Origin of the sequence: Pseudomonas sp. URMO17WK12:I6, assembly GCF_003253625.1 — a bacterium.
Taxonomy (GTDB): Bacteria; Pseudomonadota; Gammaproteobacteria; order Pseudomonadales; family Pseudomonadaceae; genus Aquipseudomonas.
Genome location: NZ_QKYZ01000012.1, coordinates 121782 through 140848, shown reverse-complemented (window position 1 = coordinate 140848; position 19067 = coordinate 121782). Strand labels below are relative to the sequence as shown.

The window sequence follows — 19067 nt, the reverse complement described above, 5'->3', positions numbered from 1 at the left end:
AACGATCTTGAGAGGTGAACATGTATAACTGGATCGACGCCCTCGCCGACCTGCAAAACCGGGGTGAACCCTGTGTGTTGGTGACCATCATCGAAGAGCTCGGCTCGACGCCGCGCAATGCCGGCTCGAAGATGGTCATCAGCGCCACGCAAACATTCGACACCATTGGTGGCGGGCATCTGGAATACAAGGCCATGCAGATCGGCCGCGAGATGCTTGCCAGCGGCCGGCAAGACACCCATCTGGAGCGCTTCAGCCTCGGCGCCAGCCTGGGCCAGTGCTGCGGCGGCGTGACCGTGCTGCTGTTCGAACCGATGGGCCAGGTGCAAGCGCAGATTGCTGTATTCGGCGCCGGACACGTCGGTCGGGCGCTGGTGCCGCTGCTCGCCAGCCTGCCCTGCCGGGTGCGCTGGATCGATTCGCGGGAAGCCGAATTCCCCGAACAGATCCCCCACGGTGTGCGCAAAATCGTCACCGAAGAACCGCTGGATGAAGTCGATGACCTGCCCGCTGGCAGCTACTGCATTGTCATGACTCACAACCACCAGCTCGACCTCGAACTCACCGCCGCGATCCTCAAGCGCAATGACTTCGCCTACTTCGGCCTGATCGGTTCGAAGACCAAACGGGTGAAGTTCGAACACCGCCTGCGTGATCGTGGTTTCGACAGCGCCGTGCTGCAACGCATGCGCTGCCCGATGGGGCTGGGCGAAGTCAAAGGCAAGTTACCTGTGGAAATCGCCATCTCCATCGCCGGCGAAATCATCGCCACCTATAACGCGAATTTCGGCCAGCACACCGCCAGCGCCGGATCATCGATCGCCAAACTGCTGCCTGCTTCACGCCGCAGCCAAGCTTTGAACCAAAATTGAGAACCCCATGCCTCTAACTCGCAAAGCCTACCGCGCCGCCATTCTGCACAGCATCGCCGACCCTGCCGAAGTGGGTATCGAAGCCTCGTATGAGTATTTCGAAGACGGCCTGCTGGTGGTCGAGAACGGCCAGATCAACGCCATCGGCCACGCCAGCGAATTGCTGCCAACGCTGCCGGCCGACATCGAGATCACCCATTATCAGGACGCACTGATCACCCCCGGCTTCATCGATACCCACATTCACCTGCCGCAAACCGGCATGGTCGGCGCCTACGGCGAGCAACTGCTGGACTGGCTGAACACCTACACTTTCCCGTGCGAAAGCCAGTTCGCCGACAAGGCTCACGCTGACGAAGTGGCGGATATTTTCATCAAGGAACTGCTGCGCAACGGCACCACCACCGCCCTGGTCTTCGGCAGCGTGCATCCGCAATCGGTGAACTCGTTTTTCGAGGCTGCCGAGCAACTGGATCTGCGGATGATCGCCGGCAAGGTGATGATGGATCGCAACGCGCCGGACTACCTGACTGACACTGCCGAATCGAGCTACGTCGAAAGCAAGGCGCTGATCGAACGCTGGCACGGCAAGGGCCGCCTGCATTACGCCGTCACCCCGCGCTTCGCCCCGACCAGCACCCCGGAGCAACTGACCCTCGCCGGCCAGTTGCTCAGCGAATACCCGGATCTGTACATGCAGACCCACATCAGCGAAAATCTCAAGGAAGTCGAGTGGGTCAAGGAACTGTTCCCGGAGCGCAAGGGCTACCTGGACGTCTACGATCACTACCAACTGCTCGGCGAGCGCTCGGTGTTCGCCCACGGCGTGCACCTGTGCGACGACGAATGCGCGCGCCTGGCGCAGACCGGATCGGCGATTGCGTTCTGCCCGACCTCGAACTTCTTCCTCGGCAGCGGCTTGTTCAACCTGCCGATGGCCGAGAAGCACAAACTGAATGTCGGACTGGGCACAGACGTCGGCGGCGGCACCAGTTTCTCGCTGCTGCAAACCCTGAACGAAGCGTACAAGGTCATGCAGCTGCAAGGCGCACGGCTGAGCCCGTTCAAGTCGCTTTACCTCGCCACCCTCGGCGGTGCCCGCGCGCTGCGCCTGGAAGACAAGATCGGCACCCTGCAACCGGGCACCGACGCGGACTTCCTGGTGCTGGACTACAACGCGACGCCGCTGCTGAGCTATCGCCTGAAGCAGGCCAATAACATAGCCGAGACGTTGTTTGTGTTGATGACGCTGGGGGATGATCGGACTGTGCTGCAGACGTACGCGGCGGGGAATCTGGTGCATCAGCGTTAAGGTTTTTCGGGCATAAAAAATCCCCCGCATTCATTGATTGCGGGGGATTTTTTTGTCGCCTGTCAGACCGCTATCGCGACTCGGCCCGATTTATAGCTTGGCAGTCGAGCGCCCCGGTTTCTTGGTCTGCAACAGATGCGAGAACACCGCATGCAAATCATCCGACGCACTTTCTTCGTCGAGGTTGAGTTTGCTGTCGATGTGGTCCATGTGATGCATCATCAAATCCACCGCCAGCGTCGCGTCCCGCGCTTCGATGGCGTCGATCAGCTGGGTGTGTTCATCGTAGGAACAGTGGGAACGGTTGCCGCTCTCATACTGGGCGATGATCAGCGATGTCTGGGACACCAGGCTGCGCTGGAAGCTGATCAGCGGCGCGTTCTTCGCCGCCTCGGCCAGTTTCAAGTGAAACTCGCCCGACAGACGAATACCGGCACCGCGATCGCCACGGGAGAAGCTGTCGCGCTCGTCGTTGACCATCTGCCGCAAGTCGGCAATCTGCTCGGCAGTGGCGTGCTGCACCGCCAATTCAGTGATCGCCCGCTCCACCAGACGCCGCGCCATGAACACCTGACGGGCCTCTTCAACACTCGGGCTGGCGACGACAGCGCCGCGATTCGGACGCAGCAACACCACGCCTTCATGGGCCAGACGCGACAGCGCGCGGCGAATGATGGTGCGGCTGACCCCGAAAATTTCCCCCAGCGCTTCTTCGCTCAACTTGGTGCCGGGCGCCAGACGCTGTTCGAGGATGGCCTCGAAGATATGCGCGTAGACAATATCGTCCTGGGTACCGCTGCGGCCGGCTTTGCCTGCTCGCGGTTGTTTCTTGAGGGGTTGCAACTGTTCGTTCATGGGCACTCGAGTCGGGAGAACTGCGGCGAATTGACCGTGACTGTAATACGGCACAGTGGGTCACTGGCAAGTATCGCGTAAAAAACACTGCAATTGTACACAATGGCGGGTGGCAACACGACTGTACGGCTGTTTGTCGCCTTTGCTGTATCGCAACGCCCGGTTACGTTTCAGTTTAGGCTTGAACGCGCAAACCTGTGGGCGGGAACTGAAGTGAAGAGACCATTGTGGCGAGGGAGCTTGCTCCCGCTCGGCGGCGAAGCCGTCGTTGATGCTGCTAACGCGCTTCATCTATCTGAGCGCATTGGATTGTTTGGGGGGCCGCTTCGCAGCCCAGCGGGAGCAAGCTCCCTCGCCACAAAAGCTCCCCGGAGTTGATTATTTCTATAAAACAAGGAACACCGCTGTCATGACCGACGCCACGCACACGCAGCTTCGTCCCCTGACCGACACGTCGCCCTCGGCCATCGTCGCCGGGTTCGTCGCCATGATGACCGGTTACACCAGTTCGCTGGTGCTGATGTTCCAGGCAGGCCAAGCGGCGGGCCTGAGCAGCGGGCAGATTTCGTCGTGGATCTGGGCGATCTCCATCGGCATGGCGGTGTGCTCGATCGGCCTGTCCTTGCGCTATCGCACCCCGATTACCATTGCCTGGTCGACCCCCGGCGCGGCGTTGCTGATCACCAGCCTGGGCGGTGTCAGCTACGGCGAGGCCATCGGCGCCTACATTACTTGCGCAGTGTTGGTGACCGTGTGCGGCCTGACGGGCAGTTTCGAACGGCTGGTGAAAAAGATTCCGGCCTCGTTGGCGGCGGCGTTGCTGGCGGGGATTCTGTTCAAGATCGGCAGCGAGATTTTCGTCGCCGCCCAGCACCGCACCGCGCTGGTCCTGGGGATGTTCTTCACGTATCTGCTGGTCAAGCGCCTGTCGCCACGCTACGCCGTGCTTGCGGCACTGTTGATCGGCACCGCGCTGGCCGGTTTCATGGGGTTGCTGGATTTCAGTGGCTTTCACCTGGAAGTCGCGACGCCGGTCTGGACCACGCCGCATTTCTCCCTGGCCGCGACCATCAGCATCGGCATCCCGCTGTTCGTGGTGGCGATGACCTCGCAGAACATGCCGGGCATCGCCGTTTTGCGCGCCGACGGCTACAACGTCCCGGCCTCGCCGCTGATCACCACCACTGGGATTGCCTCGCTGCTGTTGGCACCGTTCGGCTCCCACGGCATCAACCTGGCCGCCATCAGCGCAGCGATCTGCACCGGGCCGCACGCCCATGAGGATCGCAACAAGCGCTACACGGCAGCGGTCTGGTGCGGGATTTTCTACGGGATTGCCGGAGTGTTCGGCGCGACACTGGCGGCGTTGTTTGCCGCGTTGCCTAAAGAACTGGTGCTGTCGATTGCCGCGCTGGCGCTGTTCGGCTCAATCATCAACGGGCTGAGCATTGCCATGGCGCAAGTGCAGGAACGGGAAGCGGCGCTGATTACCTTTATGGTGACGGCATCGGGGCTGACGCTGTTTTCCATCGGTTCGGCGTTCTGGGGGATTGTCGCGGGGGTGTTGACGCTGGTGATTCTGAATTGGCGCAAGGCCTGAAAAAAACGGCGACCCTTGGGTCGCCGTTTTTTGAACATCAGGCTACCGGATTGATCGGCTTTTCCGGGTACCAGACGTCGATCAGCGGGCTGACTTCAGCGCTGGTCAATTCACTACGGCCCTTGAGCCAGGCTTCAACAGCGGCACGCTGTGCTTCGGTCACCGAGCCACGCTTCTGCAGGCAAACCAGACCGAAGTCATCGCCGCCCACATAACCCAGACCGTTGGCTTCCATGGCTTCTTTCAGGAACGCGTCGAGGAAAGCATCAATGGCTTCATCAGCCAAATCTTCTTTGAAATCCAGGTTCAGTTCGAAACCCAGCTCTTGAAATTCATCGACGCACAGTTTTTTGCGCAGACGCTGGGAACGGTTAGTCGCCATTGGAACAATCCTCATAAGTAATAACGGGCGGCACTTTAGCAGTTTAAGGCGCCGATTACCCGCCTCAGAACGGCGCGACGTCTACCGTCGGTAAAAAAATAGCGGATTAGTCGACCAAGGTGCGGCACAAGCCCTTGCACCTTGGGGCATAATGCCGACACTTTCATGACCGCTGAGGGAATTTATCACCATGCCCTCGTCTTTTTTCCCCTCGGCTGTAGGGTTTTATTTCAGATGATCAAATCTTTGCGTCCATTGCTGCTGGCCAGCCTTCTTCTGCCCCTGGCCCTCCCCGTTTCCGCCGCACCGATCAACACCGCCCTGTCGCCCAACGTTGAAAAGGCCCTCAAGGCCAGCAAATTGCCGGACAGTGCCTTGTCGCTGGTGATGATCCCGCTTAATGGCCCGGGCACCCCAACCGTTTATAACGCTGACGTTTCGGTCAACCCGGCCTCGACCATGAAACTGGTCACCACCTATGCGGCGCTGGAAATGCTTGGCCCGAACCATCAGTGGAAAACCGAGTTCTACACCGACGGCACCCTCAGCGGTGGCATCCTCAACGGTAACCTCTACCTCAAGGGTGGCGGCGATCCGAAGCTGAACATGGAAAAACTCTGGCTGCTGATGCGCGACTTGCGCGCCAATGGCGTGACCCAGGTCACCGGTGACCTGGTGCTGGACCGCGGCTTCTTCGTGCAGCCGCAACTGCCCGAGTTCAACGACGACGGCAATGACGAGAACAAACCGTTCCTGGTCAAGCCCGACGCACTGCTGGTCAACCTCAAGGCCCTGCGTTTCGTGGCCCGCAACGATTCGGGCAAGGTCCTGGTGTCGGTCGAGCCGCCGATTGCCAGCATCCGCATCGACAATCAGGTCAAGGCGCTCAACTCCAAGCAATGCACCGGGGGCGTGCGCTACAACCCGGTGACCCAGGCTGATGGCAGCGTCACCGTGACCGTCGGCGGCCAGCTGGGCGAAGGTTGCAGCTCCCAGACCTACTTGTCGCTACTCGACCACGCGACCTACACCGCCGGCGCCGTGCGCGCGATCTGGAAGGAACTGGGCGGCAGCATCCAGGGCCAGGATCGTCTGGCACCGACGCCGAGCAGCGCCAAGGTGCTGGCCCGGGCCTACTCGCCAGACCTGGCGGAAATCATTCGCGACATCAACAAATACAGTAACAACACTATGGCTCAGCAGTTGTTCCTGAGCCTGGGCCAGAAGTTCCGCACCGACGCCGACAGTGATGACGCCAAAGCGGCCCAGCGCGTGGTGCGTCAGTGGCTGGCGCAGAAAGGCATCACCGCACCGCACCTGGTGATGGAGAACGGCTCCGGCCTGTCCCGCGCCGAACGGGTAAGCGCGCGTGAAATGGCCGCGATGCTGCAAGCCGCCTGGCGCAGCCCGTACGCCGCCGAGTTCATCAGCTCGATGCCGATTGCCGGCACCGACGGCACCATGCGCAAACGCCTGAAGCGCACGGCCATGACCGGTGAAGCCCACGTCAAGACCGGCACCCTGAACACTGTGCGTGCCATCTCCGGCTTCAGCCGCGATGTCAATGGCAATACCTGGGCGGTGGTGGCGATCCTTAACGACAAGGCTCCGTTTGGCGCGTCTTCGGTGCTGGATCAGGTGCTGCTGGACCTGTATCGCCAGCCGAAGCTGCCGACCACGGCATCGGTGTTGTAACCGGATCCATAGAACACCTCAGATCCAATGTTGGAGATTCTATGTTGCAGGGCAACCCTGCAACATAGAATCTCCAACAGGGTCTGTATGCAGACCTAGCTCATCTGCCCCTCAACCCGATCCCTTCCCGCCTGCTTCGCCGCGTAAACCCCCGAATCCGCCCGCAACAGCAACGCATCCGCGCCTTCCCCGGCCCGCCAGCTGGCAATCCCGAAACTTGCGGTAACGATACCCACCTCGTCGATCGGCGAACTGCGCAACCCTTGCCACAGTTCCAAGGCCAGCACATGAGCCTGCTCGCCGTCGATGTCCGGACAGAGCACCATGAACTCTTCGCCCCCCAGGCGACAGAACACATCGGTGCGCCGCAGACGACGGCCAATACGCTCACACACCGCCTGCAATACCCGATCGCCCACGGCATGGCCGTGCTGGTCATTGATGCGTTTGAAGTGGTCGATGTCGAGCATGATCACCGACAACTCGCCACCGCCGCGCTCGACCCGGGCCATTTCGGTGGTCAGGCGCTCCTGGAAGTAGCGGCGGTTATAGATCCCGGTCAATGAGTCGGTCACCGACAGTGCGCGCAACTCCTCTTCCACCCGCTTGAGGTCGGAAATGTCCGAAATGTAGCCATGCCACAGCACACCGCCACCGGGCAGTTCCTCCGGCGTTGCTTCGCCGCGGACCCAGCGCAGGCCACGCTCGGGCAATTGCACGCGATACTCTTCGCGCCAGGGGCTGAGGTTGTCCGCCGACACCTGGATCGACGCGCGGACCCGGCGCGAGTCCTGAGGATGAATCCGCGAGAACACCGCTTCGGCATTGCTCAGCAGTACCTCCAATTCGAGTTCGTAGATCTCGCGCATCCCGTCGCTGGCGTAGATAATGCTGAAGCGCCCATCGAACTCCATCTTGAACTGGTAAATCCCGCCGGGCACATGGGCACTGAGCTTCTTCAACAACAGGTCCCGCGCCGCCAGAGCCTCGTGGACGCGCTTGCGCTCGGTGATGTCGATGCAAATCGCCAAGTACCCGACCCACAAGCCTTGTTCGTCGAGGACCGGAGTCGCCAGCATGTTCACCGTCAAATGGCTGCCGTCGCGGCGCACCAGCGTCCACTCCCGGGCTTCATGACCGCCCTCTTCCCCGCCTTCGACCAACATGGCCTGACAGGTCGGAATCGGCTTGCCATAGCGCGCGCTCAGCTCCGCCGACCGCGCCTCGAGCTCCCGGGGCAGGTGCAGGTTTTCCAGGGTCATGTGGCCCACGGCCTGCGCACTGGAGTAACCGAGCATGTGCTCGGCACCGGCATTGAAAGTGCTGACGATCCCCCGCAGGTCGGTGGCGATGATCGCCACCTGAGTCGCAGCATCCAGCACGCCGCGCAATTGGCCATGCGTGCCGCGCAGCTCTTGCTCACGGGCGTGCAGTTCCTCGGTCCGTTGCTCGACCATTTTCAGCGCCCGTTGCCGCTGGCTGACCAACACATAGAGAAACACACTGAGCAACAAGCTGAGTAAACCACCCAGCACCACCTGGCTGGTCACTGAGGAATGGTTGGCTTGCAGGAACGCTGCACTGGGGCGCATATCCACTTGATAATCGTGGTCGGCCAGGCGCAGCAAGCGCGTAGAGGACAAGTCACTGGCCCCCGCCGGGTTGGTCGACTCGTACAGCACCTCGTGTTGGTCATCGGTGGACAAGTCGAGGATGCGCACCGAGAGAGAATCATGATTCTCTTCCGGCAGCCCGTCCGCCAGCAGCTGGCGCATGCTGATCACCGCCATCACATACCCGGCGGGCGTGGTGCCCGGCAGCTGCTGACGGCTGACCGGTGCCACCAGCAACACACCCCGTGAATAGGCAGGCTCAATGCCTACCAGATGCAATGGTTGCGAGACAACCATGCGGCCAGTTCGATCGGCACGCTCCAGGGTCGAACGGCGCAGGGGCTGGGCCAGCAGGTCGTAACCCAGCGGCGTGGGCAGTCGGCTCTGGGTTTGGGTATAGAGCACCGGCACGTACTCGTCCCGTTCCGCGGCCGGTTGCAACTGGCCGTCGGCGGTGAGTTCGCGAAAGGTGAAATTGCTCAAGCCTTCGTCATGCACGAAGCGTTCAAGCAAGGGGCGTTCGGCGCGGGAAACCCGTGGTGCCCAGGAATAGGCTTGAGTGCGCCGCAAAAGAGGTTTGGCGTAACCGTCGAATTCCTCGCGGGACACCGACTCGGAATTGGCGAAGAACCGGCGCAGGCCATCAAGGCGCTGCTCCTGATCTTCGAAACGTTCTACGATACGGCTGTAGCGTTCACTGGCGAGCAGTTGGAAACGTTGCCGCATTTGCTGATGAAACTGATTGAGCGTGGCCCAGGCCAGCAACCCCGTAAGAATCCCGCCGACGAGCAATACCAGCAGCGCGACCAGCCAGGCCGAGACATCTTCGCTGATAAAACCCAGGATCTTGGGGCGCACGGCGTGTAACGACATAAACGCAACTCATAACGCCAGGTGCCGGAAAGCCCATTGGCCATGAGTTGAGTTATAGCTATTAGCCACTAATTTGACCAGCACTGAAAGAACCAAAGAGCCTTTAAAAATCAAGGCTCTGTGGATCCAATCAGGCTCAAGTGTCAGCGAGCAGTGATCTTCCAGGCACGGTGGATCTTGCCATTACGGGCGAAATCCGGATCGATGGTCTGGGCCGTGATTTCTTCAACGGCATAACGCTCGGTGAGGTTTTCCTCGAGCTGGAACTTGCGGAAGTTGTTGGAGAAGTACAACACCCCACCCGGTGCCAGTCGCGCCATGGCCAGATCGATCAACTGCACCTGGTCACGCTGCACGTCGAAGATCCCTTCCATGCGCTTGGAGTTGGAGAAGGTCGGCGGGTCGATGAAGATCAGGTCGTATTCGTCACGGCAGGCGTCGAGCCAGGCCATCACGTCGCCCTGCTCCAGACGGTTCTTGTCGGAGAAACCGTTCAGCGACAGATTGCGCCGCGCCCAGTCCAGGTAGGTTTTCGACAGATCGACGCTGGTGGTGCTGCGCGCACCGCCCTTGGCCGCATGCACGCTGGCGGTCGCGGTGTAGCAATACAGGTTGAGGAAGCGTTTGCCGGCCGCCTCTTTCTGAATCCGCATGCGCATCGGCCGGTGATCGAGGAACAACCCGGTGTCGAGGTAGTCGGTGAGGTTCACCAGCAGCTTCACGCCGCCTTCGTTGACCTCGTTGAACTTGCCCTGGGCGCTCTGGCGTTCGTACTGCTTGGTGCCGCTCTGACGTTCGCGACGCTTGACCACCACGCGGCTCTTGTCGATGTTCAACGCCTGCGGGATTGCCGCGAGGGCATCGAACATCCGCGCCGAGGCTTTTTCCGGATCGATGGATTTCGGCGCGGCGTATTCCTGAACGTGGACCCAGTCGTGATACAGGTCGATGGCCATGGAATATTCCGGCATGTCGGCATCGTAGACGCGGTAGCAGTCGATGCCTTCACGCTTGACCCACTTGCCCAGCGCCTTGACGTTCTTTTGCAGACGGTTGGCAAACATCTGCCCACCTTCGCTCAGGCGCGGCTGCTCGATCACCGGGGCGGGTGCCGGAGCCGGTTTGATCGGATTGCCGTTCTTGTTGTACTTGCGCTCTTGCGGCTCACTCGGTGCTTCATCGTAGGCCGCCTGTTCACGCTCGGCCTGACGCTGTTCCGGGGTGCGACGCTCGCCGGTGACGAACTGGTCTGGCGTGACCTTGATCAGCAGCAATTTGCACGGCAACGCGCCGTTCCAGAACGAATACTGTTTGTGGCTGCGGATGCCCATGCGCTTGCCCAGGTCCGGAGCGCCGGTGAACACCGCCGCCTCCCAGTTCAAGCACGCCTGACGCAGACGCTCGCCGAGGTTCTGGTAGAGGTAGAGCAGGCTCGCCTCATCGCCCAGACGCTCGCCGTACGGAGGGTTGCAGATCACCAGGCCTTTCTGGTTCTGGTCCGGGCGCGGCTCGAACGTTGCCACTTCGCCCTGGTAAATCTTGATCCACTCGCTCAGGCCGGCACGTTCGACGTTGTTGCGGCCCGGTTGAATCAGGCGTGGGTCGGCTTCGTAACCGCGAATCCACAGCGGTGGCTTGGCCAGGCCGGCCGCAGCGCGTTCAGTGGCTTCTTCGTGGAGTTTTTTCCACAGCGCCGGCACGTGACCGAGCCAGGCGGTGAAGCCCCACTGCTCGCGGCGCAGGTTCGGCGCCATATCGGCGGCGATCATGGCGGCTTCCACCAGGAACGTGCCGACACCGCACATCGGGTCAGCCAGCGCGCCACCATCGGCGGCAATGCGCGGCCAGCCGGAACGGATCAGAATCGCTGCCGCGAGGTTTTCCTTCAGCGGCGCCGCGCCTTGCTGCAAGCGATAACCGCGCTGGTGCAGGCTGTGCCCGGACAGGTCGAGGGACAGGATGGCTTCGCCACGGTCCAGACGCAGGTGAACGCGCAGGTCGGGGTTGAGCTTGTCGATGGACGGGCGATCGCCTTGCGGGGTGCGCAGTTTGTCGACGATGGCATCCTTGACCTTCAAGGCGCCAAAGTGCGTGTTGTCGATGCCAGAGCCGTGACCGCTGAATTCGACGGCCAGGGTGCCGTCGTTGAGCATGTGGTCTTGCCAATCGATATCCAGCACGCCGTGATAGAGATCTTCGGCGTCCTTCATCGGGAAGCGCTTGAGCACCAACAGCACCCGGTTCGCCAGACGCGACCAAAGGCACAGGCGATAAGCGGTTTCCATGGTGGCCATGCCGCGCACAGCCGAGGTGTGCTCGCGTGCTTCCTCAAGGCCAAGCCCGACGGCTTCCTCGATGAGCAGACCTTCAAGGCCTTTGGGGCAAGTGAGGAAGAGTTCGAAACGATCGGACATGGTAATTCCAGAGCCTTTAGCTAAGTGAACCGGCAACGCGTTGCCGATCCGGTTTTCAATCAGGCGTTTTTCTAACAGAACGCCCGCGTGGCACGAAGGTGTGCCGTCCCACCCTGACTGCTCGGGTTAAAAGAGCTTAGATGCCAGGGCAGATAAAAAAGTTGATGAAACAAAATGTCATAAGTCGACCCTTCGTCGAATAATACCCAAGAGCAACGGGTGTCATTCTCGTTAAGGCGCAACCCCCAGCATCCCAGCGAAGGGCCGATCATACCGGGCTTTGGCCAATCAACACGGCACAAATATCGTGTTACTTATGGCCATACCATCTTTATGGTTACGTTCTTATGACAAAACGGTCATTCCCTCGATGTGACGCATTGGTTAGAACTCCACTCAGGTTGACGTCGCAACGGCGTCAACACCTTGGCTCGCGACGCCGGCAGCGAGCCACCAACGGCAGAATTTTTCTGCCTGACCTCGATTGAGGTCGACGCGATACATACAGTCAACAAGTGAGGGAAACACCCTATGAGAAGACTTAAGCGTGATCCGTTGGAAAGAGCATTTTTGCGCGGATATCAATATGGCGTTGGTGGTAAATCCCGTGAGCTTTGCCCTTTTACTCTACCGTCGGTACGCCAAGCCTGGATCAATGGCTGGCGAGAAGGACGCGGCGACAATTGGGACGGTATGACCGGCACTGCGGGAATCCACAGACTCAACGAACTTCACGCCGTCGGCTAATACAGGGCACACACTCCGACACGACAATCTGATTACGCTACGACTTAACCACGCACGTCCTATCCGGACGGCGGGCTTCGGCCCAGGGGCTCCTTCGGGGAGCCCTTTTTTATGCCTGCAAAGAACTACGGTGGTGAAGTCGTTTCTGTGGCGAGGGAGCTTGCTCCCGCTGGGCTGCGATGCGGCCCCAAAACCAATCAACCCGGAGTGTCAGGTAAAACGCGGTTGCAGGATTTACGACTGCTTCGCAGCCGAGCGGGAGCAAGCTCCCTCGCCACAAAAGCCCCCACCATCAGGGCCCAAATCAGGCTTCAGCGCAGCGCGGCGATGGCATCTACCGATTCACGAATCAGTGCCGGGCCTTTATAGATAAAGCCCGAATAGATCTGCACCAGGCTCGCACCCGCGGCGATTTTCTCAGCCGCGTGCTTGCCTTCGGTGATACCGCCCACGGCGATGATCGGCAAGCGACCGGCCAGTTCCGCCGCCAGCACCTTCACGGTGTGGGTGCTCTTGTCGCGAACCGGTGCGCCGGACAACCCGCCCGCCTCGTCACCGTGCTCCAGGCCTTCGACGCCGACGCGGCTCAGGGTGGTGTTGGTGGCGATCACCGCATCCATCCCGGTTTCGATCAACGCCTGGGCGACTTGAGCGGTTTCTTCATCGCTCATGTCCGGTGCGATCTTGATCGCCAAAGGCACATGTTTGCCGTGGCGCAGGGCCAATTCCGCCCGGCGCGTGGCCAGGTCGGCAAGCAATTGCTTGAGCGAATCGCCGAATTGCAGGCTGCGCAGGCCCGGTGTGTTCGGCGAACTGACATTGACCGTCACGTAGCTGGCGTGTGCATAGACCTTGTCCAGGCAGATCAGGTAGTCGTCAACCGCACGTTCAACCGGCGTATCAAAGTTCTTGCCGATATTGATGCCCAGCACGCCCTTGTACTTGGCCGCCGCCACGCGAGCGAGCAAGTGATCGACGCCGAGGTTGTTGAAACCCATGCGGTTGATGATCGCCTCGGCTTGCGGCAAGCGGAAAATCCGTGGTTTCGGATTACCCGGTTGCGGACGCGGGGTAATGGTACCGATTTCGACGAAACCGAAACCCAGTTGGGCAAACCCGTCGATCGCCGCGCCGTTCTTGTCCAGACCGGCCGCCAGACCCACCGGGTTCGGGAATTCCAGGCCCATGACCGTCACCGGCATTTTCGCCGGTGCCTTGCACAGTAAGCCGTTGAGGCCCAAACGCCCGCCCGCGCCGATCAGGTCCAGGGACAGATCGTGGGAGGTTTCCGGGGAAAGTTTGAACAGCAGCTGACGGGCCAGGGTGTACATGGGCAGGCTTGACTCGGGTGGCGATGAGAGGCGGCGATTATAGCCGCGCATCGAGTCCACAGGCGAGGCGCACGACAAAATCAGCCAGCGATGGCATATGCCTTGCACCAACATGATCATCAGCACTCATGCCAACGACGGAATGAGTGGAAGGACAATGGCGTCGTCACCGGCTCTGCTCGCGCAGAGGCCATGGGACGACGTTTTTTTTGGAAGGTGCAAATCGATGAATGAACCATCAGCCGGCCCACTGGCCTGGGTCAACGGCAGCGATGCCCCGGAAAAAACCGAAATAAACCTTGGCTTCATGGCTCTGAGCGACTGCGCCTCAGTGGTGGTCGCCGCCACCCAGGGCTTCGCCCAGCCTTACGGTCTGACCCTGAACCTCAAGCGCCAGTCGTCCTGGGCCAACCTGCGGGACAAACTGGTCAGCGGCGAACTCGACGCCGCCCACAGCCTGTACGGCCTGATTTACGCCGTGCACCTGGGCATCGGCGGCGTAGCCTCCACCGACATGGCCGTGCTCATGGGCCTGAACCAGAACGGCCAGAGCATCAACCTCTCCCACGGCTTGCAGGCCCTGGGCGTGACCAGTCCTGAAGCACTGGACCATCACGTGCACCAAAGTCGCCCAAAACTGACCTTCGCCCAGACATTTCCCACAGGCACCCACGCCATGTGGCTGTATTACTGGCTGGCGAGCCAGGGCATTCATCCGTTGCAGGATGTCGACAGCGTGGTGGTGCCGCCGCCACAAATGGTCGCGCACCTGCAAGCCGGGCGCATCGACGGGTTCTGCGTCGGCGAACCGTGGGCTGCCAGTGCGGTGCGACAGAATCTCGGTTTCACCATGGCCACCACTCAGACCATCTGGCCCGACCACCCGGAAAAAGTCCTCGGCTGCACCCGCGCCTTCGTCGATCAATACCCCAATACCGCCCGGGCCCTGGTGATGGCGATCCTCGAGGCCAGCCGCTTCATTGAAGCCAGCCGCGAAAATCGCCGCAGCACCGCACAACTGTTGAGCGCACCCGAATACCTGGATGCCCCGCTCGATTGCATCGAACCGCGCTTGCTCGGTGACTATACCGACGGCCTGGGCAATCACTGGCAAGACCCACACGCGATGCGTTTCCACAGTGGCGGCGAGGTCAATCTGCCGTATTTGTCCGACGGCATGTGGTTCATGACCCAGTTCCGTCGCTGGGGCTTATTGCGTGACGACCCGGATTACCTCGGCGTAGCCCGTGAGGTTCAGCAACTAGACTTATACCGAGAGGCCGCCACCGCTGTCGGCGTGCCCGCCCAGGTTCAGGAAATGCGCAGCAGTCAACTGATCGACGGCAAAGTCTGGGACGGTTCGGACCCGGCCGGCTATGCCCGCAGCTTCACGCTGCACGCCATGAGCGACAGCGCCCCCCTTCTCGCCAGCCGCTGACAGGAGCCTGCGAATATGTTGCGTATCCTGCTGATCAATGACACCGCGAAAAAAGTCGGGCGTCTGAAAGCGGCCCTGACCGAAGCCGGGTTCGAAGTCATCGACGAGTCCGGCCTGACCATTGACCTGCCCGCGCGCGTCGAAACGGTGCGTCCGGACGTGATTCTGATCGATACCGAGTCACCGAGCCGCGATGTGATGGAACAAGTGGTGCTGGTTACTCGCGACCAACCACGGCCAATCGTGATGTTCACCGACGAGCACGATCCCGGCGTGATGCGCCAGGCGATCAAGTCCGGCGTCAGTGCCTACATCGTCGAAGGCATTCACGCACAACGCTTGCAGCCGATTCTCGACGTGGCCATGGCTCGCTTTGAAAGCGATCAGGCCCTGCGCGCGCAACTGCACGCCCGCGACCAGCAACTGGCCGAGCGCAAGCGCATCGAGCTGGCCAAGGGGCTGCTGATGAAGATGAAGGACTGCAATGAAGAAGAGGCCTACACCCTGATGCGCCGCCAGGCCATGAGCCGCCAGCAGAAGCTGATACAGGTGGCGGAGCAAATCATTGCCATGAGTGAGTTGCTTGGCTGAAGGACGCTATCGCGGGCAAGCCTCGATCTCACGTGTTGGCACAGATCTCGCTAAGTAATCCCTGCAAGGTAACCAACGGCGGTTGCCCCACCTACGACAAAGACGTCGCTCACCTCATTCGCCCCCTTTTGCGAATCAGGTAGCGGCGTTTTTCCGTTTTGGCCCCAGAGACCGGGGCTGGTGGTGCGGCCGTTGCGGCGCCCCACCTGCAAGCTCATGACTCCTTCTTGATACGCCTGACAGCTGAGGTGCGCGATGAATTCAAGCTTCTGGAAATCCGGCCATACCCCGACACTGTTCGCAGCCTTCCTCTATTTCGATCTGAGCTTCATGGTCTGGTACCTGCTCGGCCCCCTGGCGGTGCAGATCGCCGCTGACCTGCACCTGACCACCCAACAGCGCGGGCTGGTGGTGGCCACGCCGATTCTGGCCGGTGCCGTACTGCGCTTTGCGATGGGCCTGCTGGCTGATCGCCTGTCGCCAAAAACCGCCGGGATCATCGGCCAGATAATCGTCATCAGCGCCCTGCTCGTTGCCTGGAAAGTCGGCATCCACAGTTACGAGCAGGCGCTGTTGCTGGGCCTGTTCCTCGGCATGGCCGGTGCGTCCTTCGCCGTCGCCCTGCCGCTGGCCTCGCAATGGTATCCGCCGCAGCACCAAGGCAAAGCCATGGGCATCGCCGGTGCCGGTAACTCGGGCACCGTGCTGGCCGCCCTGATCGCCCCGGTGCTGGCTGCCGCGTATGGCTGGAGCAACGTGTTCGGCTTCGCCCTGATCCCGTTGATCCTGACCCTGATCGTCTTCGCCTGGCTGGCCAAGAACGCCCCTGAGCGGCCGAAAGCCAAGTCCATGGCCGACTACCTCAAGGCCCTGGGTGACCGCGACAGCTGGTGGTTCATGTTTTTCTACAGCGTGACCTTCGGCGGCTTCATCGGCCTGGCCAGCGCCCTGCCCGGCTACTTCAATGACCAATACGGCCTGAGCCCGGTCACTGCCGGTTACTACACCGCTGCTTGCGTGTTCGGTGGCAGCCTGATGCGTCCGCTGGGCGGCGCGCTGGCGGATCGCTTCGGCGGGATTCGCACCCTGTTGGCGATGTACACCGTGGCAGCGATCTGCATTGCGACCGTGGGTTTCAATCTGCCGAGTTCCTACGCAGCGTTGGCCCTTTTCGTCTGCACTATGCTCGGTTTAGGTGCAGGTAACGGTGCCGTATTCCAGTTGGTCCCACAGCGTTTTCGTCGGGAGATCGGTGTGATGACCGGTTTGATCGGCATGGCCGGCGGCATCGGTGGCTTCGCACTGGCGGCCGGCATGGGCGCGATCAAGCAAAGTACCGGCAGCTATCAAATGGCCTTGTGGTTGTTCGCCAGCCTCGGCGTACTCGCCTGGTTCGGTCTGCACGGGGTGAAACGTCGCTGGAGAACCACTTGGGGTTCGGCAGCCGTCACCGCTGCTCGGGTGTGAGGATTGAATGAGCCTGCAACTGAGTTTTGCCGAAGCCAGCGCCATAGGGCCTCGCGAGGAGAACCAGGACGCTCTGCGCCTGGTCACTCCGGCCCCGGCACTGGCGGCGAGCAAGGGTTACCTGTTCGCCATCGCCGACGGCGTCAGCCAATGCGCCGATGGCGGTCTCGCGGCCCGTTCGACCTTGCAGGCGTTGGCGCTGGATTATTACGCCACACCGGAAACCTGGGGTGTCGCCCAGGCACTCGATCGCCTGCTGCTGGCGCAAAACCGCTGGCTGCAGGCCAACGGCGGCGGGCAACCGCTGCTGACCACGGTCAGTGCCCTGGTGATGCGCGGCAGGCGTTTCACCCTGGCGCATGTCGGCGATTGCCGGGTTTACCGCTGGCACGCCGACACCTTGCAACGGGTGAGCGAGGATCACGTCTGGGACCAGCCGGGCATGCAGCATGTGCTCAAGCGGGCCCTGGGGCTGGATCAACATCTGGTGCTGGACTTTCTGGATGGCGAACTGCGCCTGAACGAGAGTTTCGTGCTGCTCAGCGACGGCATCTGGGCCGTGCTGGGCGATACCGCCATCGCGGCGATTCTGCGCGATCAACCTGACCTCAACAGTGCCGCGCAGACCCTGGTCAGCGCCGCGCACCTGGCCGGCAGCCAGGACAATGCCAGCGCCCTGCTGGTGCGGGTCGATGCCCTTGGCGAAACCAGCATTGGCGATGCACTGATTCACCTGCAGCAATGGCCTCTGCCGCCTGCACTGAAACCGGGCCAGACCTTCGAAGGCTGGCAGGTCGAAGGGATCCTCGGCCAGAGCCAGCAATCGCTGCTCTACCGGGTGCGCGATGCACAACAACAGCGCTGGCTGCTGAAAACCTTGCCCGGCGCTCTGCGTGACGATCACCAGGCCGGGCAGGCATTGTTGTCGGAGGAATGGTTTCTCAAGCGTGTAGCCGGTCGGCATTTCCCTGAAGTCCATGCCGCCAGTCAGCGTCAGCATTTGTATTACGTGATGCGTGAGTATTCCGGATCGACCCTGGCTGAGTTGCATGAGCGCGTCACAACGCTGCCACTGGCGCAATGGCAGGACTTGGCCGAACGCTTGCTGCGGGCTGTCGGCATCCTGCATCGACGGCAGATTCTGCATCGCGATATCAAACCGGAGAATCTGCTGCTGGGGGACGACGGCGAGTTGCGCCTGCTGGATTTCGGCCTCGCCTACTGTCCGGGGCTGTCCGAAGATCAAGCCTTCGCCCTGCCTGGAACGCCCAGCTATATCGCGCCAGAAGCGTTCCGCGGCGACCTGCCGACACCACAACAGGATCTGTATGCCGTCGGCGTGACCCTGTACTACCTGCTCACCGGGCATTATCCCTACGGCGAAATCGAAGCGTTCCAGCGCCCACGGTTTGGCGTGCCTGTCAGCGCCAGTCGCTACCGGCCCGACCTGCCGGAATGGATCGCGCAAAGTCTGGAGCGCGCGGTGGCGGTAGCCCCGGATCAGCGCTTTGAAACGGCCGAAGAATGGTTGTTGCTGCTGGAACAGGGAGAACGACGCAGTTTGAGCGTGCGACCCAGACCGTTGCTGGAGCGCGAGCCGTTGAAGGTTTGGCGGACGTTGGCACTGGTGTCGTTGCTGGTGAATCTGGTGCTGCTGTTTTTGTTGTTTCACGGTTAAAAGATCAAAAGATAGCAGCCTGCGGCAGCTCCTTCGGGAGCCCACGATCTCCTGCGGGAGCTGCCGTAGGCTGCGATCTTTTGATTTTTCTGCTTCAAAACCGGGCATCGCGCCTTGAACCGGTGCACGCAAACACCCTCCTCCCATGACCAGAGCCCATAAATCCGGCCCTTGCGAGACTTGGCACAACCACTGCATT

General features: G+C 61.1%; 14 protein-coding genes. 9 read left to right on the top strand and 5 right to left on the bottom strand.

Annotation, left to right across the window (positions count from 1 at the left end):
* The first annotated feature begins 20 nt into the window (after nucleotides 1–20).
* Together xdhC and guaD are read left to right on the top strand one after the other, a co-directional pair.
* Nucleotides 21–872 (top strand): xanthine dehydrogenase accessory protein XdhC, encoded by an 852-nt coding sequence (gene xdhC, locus F475_RS21390; protein ID WP_111454674.1) that lies wholly within the window; start codon nucleotides 21–23, stop codon nucleotides 870–872.
* A 7-nt stretch (nucleotides 873–879) separates the two neighbouring features.
* On the top strand, nucleotides 880–2184 hold the full coding sequence (gene guaD, locus F475_RS21385; protein WP_111454673.1) for a guanine deaminase: 1305 nt from the start codon (nucleotides 880–882) through the stop codon (nucleotides 2182–2184).
* Nucleotides 2185–2274: 90 nt separating this feature from the next.
* Here guaD and F475_RS21380 read toward each other — a convergent pair whose 3' ends face one another.
* Nucleotides 2275–3039 carry a GntR family transcriptional regulator gene (locus F475_RS21380; RefSeq protein ID WP_007941070.1) on the bottom strand — a complete coding sequence of 255 codons (765 nt, stop codon included), beginning with the start codon at nucleotides 3037–3039 and terminating at the stop codon, nucleotides 2275–2277.
* 409 nt (nucleotides 3040–3448) lie between these two features.
* On the opposite strand from F475_RS21380, the gene F475_RS21375 reads away from it, so the two are divergent.
* Nucleotides 3449–4639, top strand: a complete 1191-nt coding sequence (locus tag F475_RS21375) for a benzoate/H(+) symporter BenE family transporter (protein WP_111454672.1) — start codon at nucleotides 3449–3451, stop codon at nucleotides 4637–4639.
* A gap of 37 nt (nucleotides 4640–4676) precedes the next feature.
* Here F475_RS21375 and F475_RS21370 read toward each other — a convergent pair whose 3' ends face one another.
* Nucleotides 4677–5021 (bottom strand): YggL family protein, encoded by a 345-nt coding sequence (locus F475_RS21370; RefSeq protein ID WP_018925275.1) that lies wholly within the window; start codon nucleotides 5019–5021, stop codon nucleotides 4677–4679.
* Nucleotides 5022–5255: 234 nt separating this feature from the next.
* On the opposite strand from F475_RS21370, the gene dacB reads away from it, so the two are divergent.
* A complete protein-coding gene (gene dacB / locus F475_RS21365) occupies nucleotides 5256–6716 on the top strand; it encodes a D-alanyl-D-alanine carboxypeptidase/D-alanyl-D-alanine-endopeptidase (protein WP_018925274.1) in 1461 nt (486 codons plus the stop codon).
* A 95-nt stretch (nucleotides 6717–6811) separates the two neighbouring features.
* Here dacB and F475_RS21360 read toward each other — a convergent pair whose 3' ends face one another.
* On the bottom strand, nucleotides 6812–9202 hold the full coding sequence (locus F475_RS21360; protein WP_111454671.1) for a diguanylate cyclase: 2391 nt from the start codon (nucleotides 9200–9202) through the stop codon (nucleotides 6812–6814).
* Nucleotides 9203–9345: 143 nt separating this feature from the next.
* Nucleotides 9346–11616 (bottom strand): bifunctional 23S rRNA (guanine(2069)-N(7))-methyltransferase RlmK/23S rRNA (guanine(2445)-N(2))-methyltransferase RlmL, encoded by a 2271-nt coding sequence (gene rlmKL, locus F475_RS21355; protein WP_018925272.1) that lies wholly within the window; start codon nucleotides 11614–11616, stop codon nucleotides 9346–9348.
* Between the two features lie 531 nt (nucleotides 11617–12147).
* On the opposite strand from rlmKL, the gene rmf reads away from it, so the two are divergent.
* Entirely contained in the window at nucleotides 12148–12363 is a 216-nt protein-coding gene (gene rmf / locus F475_RS21350) for a ribosome modulation factor (protein ID WP_003223300.1), read from the top strand.
* Nucleotides 12364–12674: 311 nt separating this feature from the next.
* On the opposite strand, the gene F475_RS21345 is transcribed toward rmf, so the two are convergent.
* The gene (locus F475_RS21345; RefSeq protein ID WP_026286344.1) at nucleotides 12675–13694 is read right to left on the bottom strand and encodes a quinone-dependent dihydroorotate dehydrogenase; all 1020 of its coding nucleotides are present in this window, start codon (nucleotides 13692–13694) and stop codon (nucleotides 12675–12677) included.
* 226 nt (nucleotides 13695–13920) lie between these two features.
* Between F475_RS21345 and F475_RS21340 the strand changes: the two genes are divergently transcribed.
* The 4 genes from F475_RS21340 (at nucleotide 13921) to F475_RS21325 (ending at nucleotide 18868) form a co-directional block, all read left to right on the top strand.
* Complete coding sequence (locus F475_RS21340; protein WP_111454670.1) at nucleotides 13921–15132, top strand: CmpA/NrtA family ABC transporter substrate-binding protein; 1212 nt, start codon at nucleotides 13921–13923, stop codon at nucleotides 15130–15132.
* 15 nt (nucleotides 15133–15147) lie between these two features.
* Nucleotides 15148–15723 carry an ANTAR domain-containing response regulator gene (locus F475_RS21335; protein ID WP_018925269.1) on the top strand — a complete coding sequence of 192 codons (576 nt, stop codon included), beginning with the start codon at nucleotides 15148–15150 and terminating at the stop codon, nucleotides 15721–15723.
* Between the two features lie 255 nt (nucleotides 15724–15978).
* The gene (locus F475_RS21330) at nucleotides 15979–17190 is read left to right on the top strand and encodes a NarK/NasA family nitrate transporter (RefSeq protein WP_018925267.1); all 1212 of its coding nucleotides are present in this window, start codon (nucleotides 15979–15981) and stop codon (nucleotides 17188–17190) included.
* Nucleotides 17191–17197: 7 nt separating this feature from the next.
* Entirely contained in the window at nucleotides 17198–18868 is a 1671-nt protein-coding gene (locus F475_RS21325) for a bifunctional protein-serine/threonine kinase/phosphatase (RefSeq protein ID WP_064619175.1), read from the top strand.
* Nucleotides 18869–19067: the final 199 nt, after the last annotated feature.